General features: G+C 33.6%; 13 protein-coding genes. 5 read left to right on the forward strand and 8 right to left on the reverse strand.

Annotated features, from left to right (window positions below):
• The 5 genes from EM308_RS14500 to kduI all read right to left on the reverse strand — a co-directional run bounded on the left by EM308_RS14500 (position 1) and on the right by kduI (position 5317).
• Positions 1–330 (reverse strand): hypothetical protein, encoded by a 330-nt coding sequence (locus EM308_RS14500; RefSeq protein ID WP_035640642.1) that lies wholly within the window; start codon positions 328–330, stop codon positions 1–3.
• Between the two features lie 364 nt (positions 331–694).
• Positions 695–1432, reverse strand: a complete 738-nt coding sequence (gene istB, locus EM308_RS14505) for an IS21-like element helper ATPase IstB (RefSeq protein ID WP_035634847.1) — start codon at positions 1430–1432, stop codon at positions 695–697.
• A 16-nt stretch (positions 1433–1448) separates the two neighbouring features.
• Positions 1449–2996 carry an IS21 family transposase gene (gene istA, locus EM308_RS14510; RefSeq protein WP_035634844.1) on the reverse strand — a complete coding sequence of 516 codons (1548 nt, stop codon included), beginning with the start codon at positions 2994–2996 and terminating at the stop codon, positions 1449–1451.
• 672 nt (positions 2997–3668) lie between these two features.
• Complete coding sequence (locus EM308_RS14515; protein WP_070261871.1) at positions 3669–4463, reverse strand: gluconate 5-dehydrogenase; 795 nt, start codon at positions 4461–4463, stop codon at positions 3669–3671.
• A gap of 17 nt (positions 4464–4480) precedes the next feature.
• Positions 4481–5317 (reverse strand): 5-dehydro-4-deoxy-D-glucuronate isomerase, encoded by an 837-nt coding sequence (gene kduI / locus EM308_RS14520; RefSeq protein ID WP_035641304.1) that lies wholly within the window; start codon positions 5315–5317, stop codon positions 4481–4483.
• Positions 5318–5589: 272 nt separating this feature from the next.
• Here kduI and EM308_RS14525 point away from each other — a divergent pair, with 272 nt between their 5' ends.
• On the forward strand, positions 5590–6615 hold the full coding sequence (locus tag EM308_RS14525; RefSeq protein WP_035641301.1) for a LacI family DNA-binding transcriptional regulator: 1026 nt from the start codon (positions 5590–5592) through the stop codon (positions 6613–6615).
• Between the two features lie 176 nt (positions 6616–6791).
• Here EM308_RS14525 and EM308_RS14530 read toward each other — a convergent pair whose 3' ends face one another.
• Positions 6792–8129 (reverse strand): Gfo/Idh/MocA family protein, encoded by a 1338-nt coding sequence (locus tag EM308_RS14530; RefSeq protein WP_051877932.1) that lies wholly within the window; start codon positions 8127–8129, stop codon positions 6792–6794.
• 352 nt (positions 8130–8481) lie between these two features.
• Positions 8482–9387 carry a metallophosphoesterase family protein gene (locus EM308_RS14535; protein WP_035639986.1) on the reverse strand — a complete coding sequence of 302 codons (906 nt, stop codon included), beginning with the start codon at positions 9385–9387 and terminating at the stop codon, positions 8482–8484.
• Positions 9388–9788: 401 nt separating this feature from the next.
• Here EM308_RS14535 and EM308_RS14540 point away from each other — a divergent pair, with 401 nt between their 5' ends.
• Positions 9789–10424, forward strand: a complete 636-nt coding sequence (locus EM308_RS14540) for a sugar-binding protein (protein ID WP_035639984.1) — start codon at positions 9789–9791, stop codon at positions 10422–10424.
• 2 nt (positions 10425–10426) lie between these two features.
• Here the strand turns inward: EM308_RS14540 and EM308_RS14545 are convergent, their stop codons facing one another.
• Positions 10427–11467: a substrate-binding domain-containing protein gene (locus EM308_RS14545; RefSeq protein ID WP_035639982.1), complete on the reverse strand. Its 1041-nt coding sequence runs from the start codon at positions 11465–11467 to the stop codon at positions 10427–10429.
• Between the two features lie 400 nt (positions 11468–11867).
• On the opposite strand from EM308_RS14545, the gene EM308_RS14550 reads away from it, so the two are divergent.
• The 3 genes from EM308_RS14550 to EM308_RS14560 are packed head-to-tail and all read left to right on the forward strand — an operon-like array spanning position 11868 to position 15246.
• Positions 11868–12776, forward strand: coding sequence for a nucleotidyltransferase family protein (locus tag EM308_RS14550; RefSeq protein WP_035639979.1), 909 nt, complete (start codon positions 11868–11870; stop codon positions 12774–12776).
• A 1-nt stretch (position 12777) separates the two neighbouring features.
• Positions 12778–13842 carry a phosphotransferase enzyme family protein gene (locus tag EM308_RS14555; protein ID WP_035639977.1) on the forward strand — a complete coding sequence of 355 codons (1065 nt, stop codon included), beginning with the start codon at positions 12778–12780 and terminating at the stop codon, positions 13840–13842.
• 30 nt (positions 13843–13872) lie between these two features.
• Positions 13873–15246 (forward strand): sugar MFS transporter, encoded by a 1374-nt coding sequence (locus EM308_RS14560; protein ID WP_231560039.1) that lies wholly within the window; start codon positions 13873–13875, stop codon positions 15244–15246.
• Positions 15247–15256 lie beyond the last annotated feature (10 nt).

The following is a 15256-nucleotide window of genomic DNA, read 5'->3' on the forward strand; positions in this document are numbered from 1 at the left end:
CTATATTGGTTTTTTACATTGAAATAATCGGGTACCCCCCTTAATTTGTGGATATGCGATATTTTGCTGGTAACTTATTAATGTATTTCCGGTATAATTTAACTCTGGAGATATGGATTCAATCGTTTGAAATCTGTCTTTTAATATTTTGATGTCATTAATATCAAAAACGATTAGTTTTCCTTCTGCAGATTTGTTTAAATCAGTTTCATATATCTGTCCGCCATAAATCCAAATACTGTTTTTGGCAAAAGTGTTGAATAATTGAAATATCCCTGTTTGAAAACCTTTCCCGATACCTAAAAAAGAATCAAAATAAAAATGCCTCATATCACACCCAAACCAGCAAGAATACTCCGGTTTTTATTGTCCTTTATGGATTTGAATGCTTCTTTTATTGAGTTAATCATAACAAAAAACACCTTAAAGCTTTAAATATAGTACTTCCCAAAGAAATTATTTGTAGTACAATCTCCTTAAAAAATGTAGCACAATTTCTCTTTGTTGAAACGAAGATATTTTAATACAAGAGAATGTAAATTCCAGTGATATTGACCACCCAATTCCAATTTAAAGTGACCACCTGATTCCAATTCAAAATGACCACCTAATTCCGGAGCAAAGTGACCACCCCGTTTTCATAAAAAACTACTTTTTTTCATGCGCTAATTAGTACTCAAATATACTTAAAATATTATTCCTTGTTTATTCCTCTTTTCTTTCTCATAGATTCCCCATGCAATTCGAGTCTGTGGGCTTGATGTATAAGTCTATCCAAAATTGCGTCAGCTATAGTTTTTTCGCCAATTATATCATACCAACCTTGTACAGGAATTTGCGATGTAACAATTATAGAACCGTTATTATGCCTGTCTTCAATAATCTCCAAAAGTGTAATTCGGTTTTGACTATCTAATGCCTGGAGTCCAAAATCGTCAAGTATGATAACGTCTTGCCTTTCAATTTTGGCAAGTTCTCTTAGGTAAGAACCATCTGCTTTGGCCATTTTTAATTTAGCAAACAGCTTCGAAGTATTAAAATAGCTTACTTTATAGCCATGAATACAGGCTTGGTAACCCAATGCGGTACCTAAATAACTTTTGCCTACACCTGTACTTCCTGTGATTAAGATGTTTTCATTTTTTTCAACAAATTCGCATTCTGCCAGACGAAGAACTGTATTCCGGTCAAGATTGCGGGATACATCAAAATTGACATTTTCAATATTTGATTTGTAATGGAATTTAGCATTCTTTATACTGCGTTCTATACGACGATTGTGCCTTTCGTCCCATTCAGCATCAATAATCATCGATACAAATTGATCGAGTGTGTAGTGGTCTGTTCTTCCGCTTTCAATCGCTGTTTTAAAAGCATTAAACATTCCGTAAAGTTTCATTTGTCTCATTTTTGTTACTGTGGATTCATTCATGTTTTTAAGATTTAATTTAATTATAATACTGTTTGCCTCTTATGTTTCCGTGGTTCGGAAGTTCATGCTCAGGTTCCTGTTCTAAATCAATACGATCTAAGTTGTTTTCTAAAATATTTTGGATGGTCTTAAAATTGTAAATTCTAAAGTCAAGCGCTCGTTTACAGGCATTTATTAATCGCTGCTTACCAACCTTTTTTTCAAAGTTTAGTATTCCTAAACAACTTTTATAAGCCTGTTCAGGATGGTTTCTGCTTTCGATTATCTGCATAATATATTCTCCTACTGACTCATCAATACTACCTGCCCAATCAATGAATCGAGCAGCACTCCACTGAGCTACAAACTGATGTGAACTGGCTAAATGTTCTGGAGTTGTGGTATAGACATAAGGTTTGTAATTTCGCTGATGAACCGCTATTCGATTGTATTTATAATAGATCTCTACGGTTGATCTTGTGTACAAGAGTTTCGTTTTTTTCTTTACATATTGATACGGAACGCTGTAATAATTTTTGTCTTGACTTAATTGGACATGACCATTTTGCATTACCGTTGCAAAGGATTGATATTTGATTTCAAAGCGTTCTTGTGGTAGTGGACGCAGTTTTTGTTTCTCATCTTCTACAAACAATTCTTTTCGTGAGTAAGGACGACCTGTTAGTTTTCGATTATTATGAATGTCTAATAAATCCCATATCTGTTGGTTTAATTCTTCTAGAGAAAAGAATTTGGTTTCTTTTAGTGTTACATAAATTCTTCTGTATAATATCTTTACAGCCCCTTCAACTAATGACTTATCTCTAGGTTTATAAGCTCTAGTTGGCAAGATTGTAGTTTCGTAATGTTCCGCTAAGTCGGCTAAAGTTTCATTAATTGTTGGCTCAAAACGACTGCTTTTTATTACTGCAGATTTTAAATTATCTGGAACAATTGCTGCAGGAGTGCCTTCAAAAAAGCGCATGGCATTTTCTACAGAAGTAACAAAATCTTCCTTTTGCTGGCTCATAGAAGCTTCAGCATAGGTGTATTGACTAGCCCCTAATATAGCCACAAAGAATTGTACTTCTTTGATTTCTCCAGTGTCGCTATCAATAATGGATAGTGTTTTTCCAGCATAATCAACATACATTTTATCACCGGATTTATGATTCATATGCATCACTGGATTGACTTGTTTACTCCATACTTTGTAATAATGAGCAAATTGAGAACTCCTGTAACCATCAGGGTTTATGGCAGCATATTGTTCCCACATATGTTGTATGGTAACGCCAACTTTTTTTAGCTCACGCTCCATTTTAGGAAAATAATTATGGAGTGTTTGTAATTTGGGACTAATTGATTCCACAGTAGTCTGTGAAAACAAAAGTTCTAGTTCAGCATCTGTTTTTTTATCAATAAATTCAAAGTTTAATCCGAGAACTTCAAATAAAGAAATATACTTCTTTACCGTATTCCTAGAAAGGGATAAGTAGCTACTTATAAATAACTTACTTTTTCCATCACAATAGAATTTAATTACTTTTCTAATTTTACTCATGTCTGTTATTTTGTTTGCCATAATCCGCTTTTTTTTTGCGAATGTATGGTTCTAACGACATGAAAAAGTCTGTAGTTTTTAATAATTAATTTACCCCAAAATTAGGTGGTCAATTTGAACTGGAATGGGGTGGTCAGTTTGCTCTGGAACTGGTGGTCAATTTATACTGGAAAGAGGTGGTCAATTTGACCGTTTTTTCCACAAGAGAAGCCTTAACATCTTATAAAGTTAAAAATTCAAAAAAAAGGAAAAATTTCAACAAAAATGTAAAAAAAAAGAGTCAGCTACCCATTAACTTGAAAGGATTAATATATCCCTAAAATGAAGGTTTTGCTGAATTAGATTAAAATAAAAAAGAGACAAGTCAGTAAATTACTGACTTGTCTCTTAAAATAAAAAATAATGAGTTTAATCTATATTTCTCTTCTATAAAAATGATATTATTAGAAAAAATTAAAAAAAAGAAACAACAGATAGCTTTAATGTCCTAAAGCCCAACATTTGATTACCAAACCAACATCCACGCCCCACGTGAAAAAACCAAAAATCAAATATAAAAGCTATCAGTTAACTAATTCAAAAAACAACTATCCATCATTTCTTTTTAAAATCACATACCGGTATTTTCAAACAAATAAGGCAAACGCTAATAATCCTTTTTCGGTATGTAATTTTTTTTATCGATTTACCTTTTTAACTTTCGTTAGAAGGTTTTCCAATAGTAGCAAGAATTCCTCCATCAACATATAAAATATGTCCATTTACAAAATCACTTGCTTTTGAAGACAAGAAGATGGCAGCTCCTTGTAAATCTTCTGGATCTCCCCAACGGTTTGCTGGAGTTCTACTTATGATAAATTCATTGAATGGATGTCCATCTACTCGAATTGGAGCCGTTTGACTCGTTGCAAAGTAACCAGGACCAATACCATTTGTTTGAATATTAAATTTTGCCCATTCTGTCGCCATATTTTTGGTCAACATTTTCAAACCACCTTTTGCGGCAGCGTAAGCACTTACATCTTGTCGTCCCAATTCACTCATCATCGAACAAATGTTGATGATTTTTCCTCCTCCTCTTTCAATCATTCCTTTGGCAACATTTTTTGAAACGATAAATGGACTGATTAAATCTACATTGATTACAGCAGCAAAATCTTCTACTTCCATGTCAATAATGGGAGTTCTTTTGATAATTCCTGCGTTGTTTATTAAAATATCAATTGGACCAACTTCAGCTTCAATTTTTTTGATATTTGCAATTACGGCAGCTTCATCGGTTACATCAAAAATATATCCGTAGGCATCAATCCCCACCGATTTGTATTCTGCAACTGCATTATCTACTGCTTCATTCGAAGAACGGTCGTTTACTACAATTTTTGCTCCAGCGTGACCAAGACCTTTGGCCATTGACATTCCTAAACCATGAACACCTCCTGTAACTAAGGCTGTTTTACCTGTTAAATCAAATAAATTTATTGACATAATTATTTTTTTAAGAATTATTTTAAATCAGTTATTTTGCAAACATCCATATCGGCATAATCTAAATTTTCTCCGGCCATTCCCCAAATAAAAGTATAATTACTGGTTCCTGCCCCCGAGTGAATAGACCATGGTGGAGAAATAACCGCTTGATGATTATTCATCCAAATGTGTCTTGTCTCCTGTGGTTCGCCCATAAAGTGACAAACAGCTTGATTTTCAGGAATATCCAAATAGAAATATACCTCCATTCTTCGATCATGAACGTGCGCTGGCATTGTATTCCAAACGCTTCCCGGCTTTAACTCCGTCATTCCCATTTGCAATTGACAGGTTGTAACAATTCCACCAATAATCATTTGATTTACGGTACGGTGATTAGCTGTTTCCATTGTTCCCAATTGCAGTTTATTGGCTTCAGCCAAACTTACTTTTTGGTTTGGAAAACTTTTGTGAGCTGGTGCAGAATTTATATAAAATTTGGCTGGATTTTTTGAGTCGTCACTTTTAAAGATAACTTCTTTATTTCCACTTCCGATGTATAAAGCGTCTTTGAAACCTAATTGGTATTCTGTTCCATCAACTACAACAGAACCGTTTCCTCCAACGTTGATAATTCCCATTTCTCTTCTTTCTAAAAAATAAGAAGATTTCAAAGGGTCAATAGTTTCAAGTGTCAAAGGAGTTACAGGTGTAGCTGATCCTGCAATATATCGGTCATAGTGAGAGTAAACAAGCGTAATCTCCCCTTCTTGCATCAAATCATCAATTAAGAATTCTTCTCTTAATTGTTTCGTATCATATTGTTTTACTGCCTGTGGGCTTGAAGCATATCTTGAACTATATTTTATCATAATTATATCATTAAATAACTATATTATATTCTTTTTTTTAAATCAATTAAATAGATAATAGCATTAATTTTTTGTCAAAAGTACTATTTATTTTTATTAATACAATCGATTGTACAAAAAAATACAATCGATTGTACAAAATTCAATATCTTTGTTATCAATAAAACAGATTAATTCCAAAAGCGGCAAAAAAACTGTATAAAATTTAATTTTAGAAATAAAAACTTTGTTTAAGATTGAACAAAATATAAAGCAGCAATACAAATATCAAAATGAAGAACAGTAAAGTTACAATCCACCATATTGCAAAGGAATTGAATATTGACAGTTCTACCGTTTCAAGGGCATTAAGCGATAATAGCAGAGTCAAACAGGAAACAAAAGACATTGTAAATGCCAAAGCGATTGAACTTGGATACCAAAGAAATTTATTGGCCTCAAATCTTCGCAGCAAAAAAACAAATACAATTGGAGTTATCGTCCCTAGAATCTCACGTTATTTCTTTTCTTCGGCAATCGCCGGAATTGAAGAAACTGCCTATGATGAAGGGTATAGCGTTATTATATGTCAGTCTCTGGATTATTTTGAGAGAGAAAAAAAAATAGTTCAATCACTATCTGCAAACCGAGTTGACGGCATTTTGATGTCGATTTCAATGGAAACCAAAGATGACGAATCTTTACAGTTTTTAAAAAAAACAGACACGCCGCATGTTCTCTTCGACAGACATTTGAATATTCCCGGATATAGCAGTGTCGTTATTGACGATTTTCAGGGAGGATTTGACGCTACAGAACATTTAATTTTGCAAGGATGCAAAAACATTGCTCATTTTTCGGGTCCACAAGGGCTGGAAATTTACAAAAACAGGTTCCTAGGTTATGAAGCCGCTTTGAAGAAACATAATATTCCCTTAAAAAATGAATTGATTATTTCTTCCAAATTGATGGAAGCTGATGGTATAGAAAACGCCAAAAAGTTGCTTTCCCTGAATGTTCCAATAGACGGGATTTTCTCTTCAAATGATACCGCTGCCATCAGTGCCTTACAATATTTGAAAGAAAAAGGAATAAAAATTCCGCAAGAAATAGCCATTGTAGGATTTAGTAACGAACCTATTTCATCGGTTATAGATCCGTCATTGACCACAATTGATCAGCCGGGATTCGAAATGGGAAAAATTGCAATGAATTTACTTCTTTCCCGAATTAAAAATAAAAATGAACCTAAGGAAGCTGAAACCATAGTTTTGAAAACCGCCCTTTTAAAAAGAAATTCTTCAAAAAGAATAGGATAACTCAATTACAGCAATAAATATTTTTGAGATTACAAGTGCCATTGCTCTTGAATATCTATTTCAAAATAACTTTAAATTTTATGAAAATAAAAATGCCCAAAACGATGGGCATTTTTTTTATACTAATTTCAAAGTGAATTAAAAAAACAATTTATCAAATATTTTCACTTATCTTCTTATTTGGAAAATTCTACAGTTTTTAATTTATTCCAACCGCCACGAGTAAAATCTGGAATTTCTACTGGAGCAGAATTATTGTTAAGGGAAGTTTCTGTTAATTGAGCCAAACAACACCATTCTGCCAAATCATAAACATCCATATCCAATGGAAGTCCATTTTGAAGACAATGAATCAAACGGTAATCCATTATAAAATCCATACCGCCGTGACCTCCTACTTTCTTAGCTTGCTCCTCTATTCCAACCGCTATTGGATGCTTATATTTTTCCATTAAAGCCTTTTTGACATCTTCAGAAACAAAACTGTGAGCTGTCAAGTTTTCGTGATTTGCCTTAATATCAGAGCTAATCGCTTTTGAATCCAATGCATATCCTTCTACAGGATATTTATTGGCAAAACCTTTAGTTCCAGTAAGTTGGTACATACGGTTGTACGGACGCGGATTGGCAACATCATGCTGAATTTGAATTGTCTTTCCGTTTTCAGTGCGAATCATAGTCATGGTGTGATCTCCATTTTTGAAATCTTTTAGATCCTCACCTGTTGTTTCTTTTATAAAAGCAGGAATTCCAACAACTTTGGTATCCATGGAAACCAAATAATTCAGTTTGTCCCCACGGTGAATATTCATTGCTAAACAAACAGGTCCCAAACCGTGTGTAGCATAAATATCTCCACGATGCGCTTTGTTATAATCCAAACGCCAGTTGTTCCAATAGTCTTTCCAATAAGGTTCCAAGTTGTGAATATAAGCTCCTTCTCCATGAAGAATTTCGCCAAATAATCCTTGTTGCGCCATATTCAAGGTAGTCAACTCAAAAAAGTCATAAACACAGTTTTCTAATTGCATACAATGTTTTCTCGTTTTTTCGGAAGTATTGATCAAATCCCAAATCTCGTCGAGTGTCATAGCAGAAGGCACTTCGATAGCAACATGCTTTCCGTCTTTCATTGCCTGCACGCCAATTTGAGCGTGGTGTTTCCAGTCGGTAGCAATATAAACAAGATCTACATTTGGCAGTGCGGTTACTTTGCGCCAAGCATTTTCATCACCAAAAAATTCTAAAGCTTTTGGAAACCCAGCTTTTTCTAATATTTTATTTGCCGATTTTGTTTTTTCTTCACGCATATCGCAAAGAGCAACAATCTCAACTCCTGGGATATGCGTCATACGCTCAACAGCACCTGGCCCTCTCATCCCCAACCCGATGAATGCGACACGAACCGTTGGTATTGGAGCACAAGCCATGCGTAAAACATCAGTTTGTCCTTTCGGGCGTTTTGGAGTTGGTGTCTTTATCATTTGTGCCGAAACCCCTATCCATCCCAACATGCAACAAATAGTCAAAATGGATTTAAAAAAAGTTGTTTTCATTATTATATCAAAATTAATTATTAAAAAAATATTCAAACTTTTGTTCATCTGACAAAGACAAATTACCTTTCTAAATTATGGCAAATTATTTACAAGTCAACAATACGATTTAAATTCTTTGACGAAACTATATATTATTTTTTAATAAAAAAAGGAAAAATATCAAAAATTGTGCTCGAACACATAAAATTTATGATATCAAACACAAAATGGAAAGATATCCTTTTATAAATAAAAAATCCCATCCTGAAATAAATTCAGAACAGGACAAATTTTAAGTCAAAAAACATTCCCTGATTACACCAATTATTTAATAAGTATGAGGGAAATATTGATTATGAACAGTTCCGTCATCAAACAAATCAATGATTGCATATCCTGGGGGTGTCTGCTTATAATATGATTTCCCTGCAGAATCCTTATCGCCTGGCTCCCACCAATAACCACTTACTGCTCCGTTACAATAATAATGTACCCCATTATACTCAGCACTGTCCAATAAATGGATATGACCACTAAAACAACTGATTTTTTTGTCTTTATTTTTGTAAAACAAATCACTAATATATTTTGAATCACTATGATTCCCGCCTTCAATATGTGTGCATACTCCAAGGATAGGGTAATGGCTTAAACAAATAACAGGTGTTCCTACAGCGATGCTCTGTAAATCTTTTTCCAACCATCTGCGCTGCTCATCATCTAATGTAGCGTCTTTATTATTGCTGTCCAAAATAATAAAATGCCACCCTTTTTTGTCAAAACTGTAATAACGGTTTGGAATTTTCAATTGGTTTACAACATATTGTTTACCATACATTGAATCCTCTTTATTTGGAGCCGCCCACCACATATCATGGTTTCCCAAACAACTATGCATTTCAAAGTTACTTATCGTTTTTGTAGTTTCATTCCACACCTTCCATAATTCATTTACTCTCTCACGAGTAATATTCCCGTAATCTGCCGCAAATATCGTATCTCCCCCATTCAAAAAGAAATCAACTTTGTGTTTCTTTATTTCCTCCAAACATTTTACAAATCTTTCGGGTGCATTTTCTTCTGGTCGAATGTGCACATCGGTAATATGAGCGATGCGCAAAACTTTTTTACGCTTATCACTTCTTTCTGTCGCAGAAACGACAGAGGTTGTTCCGCACAATGCCGCTGTTCCTACAGTTAACCCTAAATTTTTTAAAAGTTCTCTCCTATTCATAATATAGTTATATCTATGCGCCTTTTTCAAAATAACGCGTTTTTATAATATCCAAAATACAATACTAACAAAGAAAGAAAGTATTCCTATTCAACAAATTTAAAAGCTGTAAAAGTTAAAATTTGATTTCAAACTAAATCCTTTCCTTTAAGTCAAGCAATATTCTAAGTGCTTTCAACTGCTAAACTATACATAACATTTTTACCAAGCAAGAAAAAAACAACAAAATGTTCTCGAACACACTTATTTTATGTTCTCGAGCACAAAAAATTAAAATCCCTTGTGTAAAACAAAAAAACATGTTTATTTTTGTTTTAATAAATTTTGATCGACTTGTAAAAGAAAAACTTACAAGTAACCTATCCCACTGAATTAATCAAGAATAATACAGCGTAAATACAATGAAAGAATACATCGTAAATTCAATTGAAAAAAAGCAGATAAATATCACCGGAAAAGGTGAAGACGTTTTATGGAATCATGCAATAGAACTGACTGATTTTTGTTCGCCTTGGGATAGGGAGAAACCATCCAAAATTACTTTCAAAGCGCTTTGGAGTTCCGAAAAATTATTTTTCAATTTTACGGTTGCAGATTCATCAATTCACATCGAAAAAAAAGACGACAGCATTGACAGTATTAATAATTCGGACAGAGTTGAACTTTTTTTCAGACCGGACGATTCTTTAAATCCATATTACTGCCTGGAAATGGACACCGAAGCGCGATTGATGGATTTTATTGCTTATCCAAATAAGAATTTGAATTTTGATTGGAATTGGCCAAAAAAAGATATCCTAATTAAGTCATCCATAAATAAAGATACTTTTATCGTCGAAGGTTCAATTTCTATTCAGTCACTAAAGGACTTTAATTTAATCAAAGACAACAAAATCGAAACCGGAATTTTCAGGGCAAAATATTCAGAAAACGAAGATGGAACTTTTGAACCTACATGGATAACTTGGGTAAACCCAAATACTGAAACACCCAATTTTCATATTACTTCTTCATTTGGCAGATTAATTCTAAAATAAAACTATTCGATATAATTAGAGACGTTTTCAGAATTAACGATATCAATTGGTAGAAAAGTTCTGCTTTGAATTGGTTTATCAAAAAGGAAATATTCGATAATCGATGCAACTCCAAGATAAGCTTGCCTTTTTTGATTTTGATGTATTAAAAAATCAATTACTCCTTGATTCAAATAATTTACATTATTATCAACCAAGTCATAACCAATGACAGCAATTTTTTTATTGCTTGTTCCACTGATTACTTTAGCAATTTGGTAAGCCTTGGAAGTAGAAATAAAGATTCCTGACAAATCAGGATTTTCAGTAAGGAAATTTACTAAACTGATTTCAACATTTGGACTTTTTAATTTTAAGGTAGTGACGGTATAATCTTGATTTTCTTTTTCATCAAAATACTCACGGAATCCCCTCTCCTTCTCCTGCATGTGTATTGCATTCTTTATGGATTCGTCAATATGGATAACAACAATCTGTCCTTTTTTCAAAAGTAAATCCAATAATTTGGCCGCTACTCTTCCGCTTTTAATCAAATCCTGCCCCACAAAACCCTTAACAGAATCGGACTGAACTTGGTTATTAAAAGTATTTACAATAATATTTTTTTCTTCATATTTATTGACAGCTTCAATCGTTTCTTTATGGAATAAAGGTGGCAACAAAACAGCATCTGGAGCTATTTCCAAAACTTTTTCATTGACTTTCAAAAAAGATTTTTTGCTTTCAGGATTAAAAAACAAAGTTTCAATTGCAAAATTGTAGGCTCTAAATTCCTGCACAGCATCTTCAATACCTTTTATACAAGGCTGCCAATATGGGTCTAATTCAGGATCAGGCAACAATATACAAATACGGTAAACCTTATTATTCTTTAAATTTCTGGCAATAAGATTAGGTTCGTAATTGATAACGTCTAAAACTTCATTAATTTTTTTTAATGCTTCTTCAGAAACTTTTCCCCTTTTATGAAGAACTCTATCCACTGTCCCTTTAGAAACACCAGCCATCTGGGCAATATCCTTTATTGTGTATTTTTTATCCATATGCACAAATATATATGTTTTTAATTAAGTTTTACTGTTGAATTACCAAAAAAACACTACTAAATTGACTATTTTAATATAAATACAGACTCTTTTTCAAGTAGACTAAAAGCTGATAAGCAAGTGTCGCAAAAAATGCTTTACAAATGTCGAAATAAATCAAATTTGCTTCTAAAATTATTCGCCATAAATCAAAATATCATTACGCAATTTATAAATTATTTCAACAAAATGTGCTCGAAAACACAAATTAAGTGTGTTCGAGCACATTTTATTGATTTTTGCTTGTTTTATTAAAAGTTAATCTATATTTTCGTTGCGTTTTAAGATACAATTTCAAAAAAATTAGAATATTTACCATTCTAAATAATTAATTTACAGGGAATAAAAAATAGATATCATGTACAAAAACAAACCAACTCTTGTGATTTTAGCTGCGGGCATGGGTAGCCGTTATGGAGGACTCAAGCAAATGGATACGTTTACTCCTGAAGGCGATACGATTATTGATTTTTCACTTTATGATGCGCTTCAGGCCGGCTTTGGAAAATTTGTGTTCATAATACGAAAGAGCTTTGAAGCAGAGTTTAAGGAAAAAATCAATAAAAAATTGGAAGGAAAAGCAGAAGTAGAATATGTATTTCAAGAACTGGATAAAGTTCCTCCAAAATACCTTAATCCGCAGAGAACAAAACCTTGGGGTACGGGACACGCACTCTTAATGGCCAAAGATACTGTCAAAGAAAATTTTGCAATTATTAATGCCGATGATTTTTATGGAGCTGAAGCTTTCGAAGTGATGGCTAAATCTTTGGCTGAAAAAAATACAGCGTCTTACGATTTTAACACAATGGCTTATTTATTAAAAAACACAATATCCGATCATGGTTTTGTTTCCAGAGGTGAATGTGATATAAATGAGGATGGCTATTTGACAGGGGTTACGGAACGAACACACATTGAAAAGATTGACGGTAAATTAATGCGAAAAGATGATAACGAAGATTTTGTCCCAATTGATGAGAATGCCGTTGTATCTATGAATTTTTGGGGTTTTACACCAAAATGTTTTGACTTTGGTGAAAAACTGTTTGAAGAATTTTTAGAAAAAAATCATGACGATTTAAAGGCAGAATTCTATTTACCGTCTATTGTGAATGAAATATTAAAATCGGGAAAAGCCACCGTAGAAGTTTTACAATCAGATTCCAAATGGTTTGGAGTTACTTATAAAGAGGATAAAGAAATTGTGCAAAAGGCGATAAATGAGTTAAAAAAACAGAATTTTTATCCTACTAATCTTTGGTAAGATGTTAGAACAAAAACTAAAATACATTTTTAATAAGTTCAACCATAACGGCGAGTTTGATTCTTTTCAGGAATTGGCATCGGGACATATTAATGATACTTATTTGATAAAAACAAAAGAGAAACCCTTTTTTGTTTTGCAACGTATCAATCATGGCGTTTTTAAGAATGTACCCGGACTTATTGAGAATAAGGTTGCCATAAGTAGGCATATTCAGGAAAAATTAAAAAATTTATCCGAGAAAAAACAAAAGCGACAGGTATTAACTTTTGCAAATACACTTTCTGGAAAATCGTACTATCAAGACGAAGAAGGCAATTATTGGAATATAATGTATTTCATTGATGATAGTGTAACTTTTGAAATAGTAAAAGAAAAAGAAATAGCCTATGAAGGAGGCCGATTGTTAGGCAAATTTCTAACGCTCACCAGTGATTTTGACGCTTCAAAATTAACAGAAGTGATTCCAAAGTTTCATGATATGTCCTTTCGCTACAGTCAATTTGAAGACGCTTTGAAAACTGCCTCAAAAGAACGGTTAAACAATGCAAAAGAACAGATTAAACTAGTTGCCGATTTCAAAGAAGAAATGCATATTATTCAGCACCTAAAAGAGTCTGGAGCCATAAAAACACGAGTAACCCACAACGATACCAAAATATCAAATATTCTTTTTAATAAAAAAAACAAAGGCCTTTGTGTTATTGACACCGATACGGTCATGCCCGGAATTGTGCATTATGACTTTGGTGATGCGATAAGAACAATTTGTAATACGGCTGCCGAGGATGAAACTAATTTGGATTCCGTTGAGTTTAATATCGATTATTACAATGCCTATACCGAAGGTTTTCTGAAAAAAATGAAATCTTCCTTGACGCCGATAGAACTGGAATACCTTCCGCTGGGTGCAAAAACAATGATATTTATAATGGCATTGCGTTTTTTAACCGATTATTTAAATGATGATATATATTATAAAACCAAATATCCTGAACATAATTTTGATCGTGCAAAAAACCAATTCAAATTAATTGAAAGCTTTTCAAAAAAAATAAAATTTTAAAAACCATATAACCAAAATACTATGACCAAAATGAATAATTCCCTTGCAACCAAACAAAATAGCACATTGATGCCAATGGCTATTTTAACCTTTATGTTTTTTATTTTTGGATTCGTAACCTGGCTAAACGGCCCTTTAATTCCCTTTTTCAAATTAGCCTGTGAGCTATCCGAATCGCAAGCTTATTTTGTAACATTCGCTTTTTACATAGCTTATTTTGTTATGGCAATTCCTTCTTCTGGACTTATAGAAAGAGTGGGTTACAAAAACGGATTGTCATTAGGACTGATAATCATTGCTTGTGGAGCATTTATGTTCTATCCCGCCGCCGAAACAAGAACCTTCGGATTGTTTTTGGGAGCTTTGTTTGTTATGGGTACAGGTTTGGCTGTTTTGCAAACTGCTTCCAATCCGTATGTTGTGGTGATTGGACCTCGCGAAAGCGCCGCTGCCCGTATCAGTATTTTGGGTACTGCCAATAAATTGGCCGGATTTATAGCACCACTAGCCTTGACAAGCTTAGTTTTGTCAAATATGGCCGATTATACTGCCGATAAAATTGCTGCTCTAGACCCCGCTGCCAAAACAGCTGCACTAGATGCTCTTGCTTTACAATTACAAGCTCCTTATATTTATATGGGAATGATTATACTTGTTCTGGCCGTATTGGTGAAATTTTCTCCGCTTCCGGAAATCAATTTGGATGAAGATGGAAATGTAGAACATCTTAGTCTTTTCAAACAAATTAGAAATGTTTTGCAACGTCCACAATTGGTTTTAGGTGTGATCACTTTGATGCTTTATGTTGCTGCTGAAGTATTGGCCGGAGATTCTATTGGCGGTTTCGGAAAAAAACTGGGCGTATATGGCGAAAATGGGGATTTTTACCTAAAACTGACTTCTTTCACAATGACAGCAATGGTAATAGGCTACATTTTGGGAATCACTTTAATTCCTAAATATGTTTCGCAAGTGACCGCCTTAAAAATTTCAGGTCTATTAGGGATTGCTTTAGTTATTCTAATTGTACTTATTTCTCCTAATATAATGATTGCTTTACCAGGAATTCCAGAAATGCCACTTGTAATCATTTTGGTTGCACTAATGGGACTTTCCAATGCATTATGCTGGCCAGCAATTTGGCCGATGGCGCTTCAAGATTTAGGAGGTTACACAAAAATTGGCGGTGCCCTATTGATCATGGCAATTATAGGGGGGGCTCTATTTCCATTACTGTATGGGGCACTTGCCGATTCTATTAACTTGGCAAACGAAACTCTAGCCATTGCAAAAACAGCAAAAAGCGGGAATCAACTCGCCTATTTAATCCTATTGCCTTCTTACCTAATGATTCTTTATTTTGCCATCAAAGGACATAAATACAGAAGCTGGTCAAAAGCCTAAAACAATAAAT

The sequence above is a fragment of the Flavobacterium gilvum genome (assembly GCF_001761465.1).
In the GTDB taxonomy this organism is placed as follows: Bacteria; Bacteroidota; Bacteroidia; order Flavobacteriales; family Flavobacteriaceae; genus Flavobacterium; species Flavobacterium gilvum.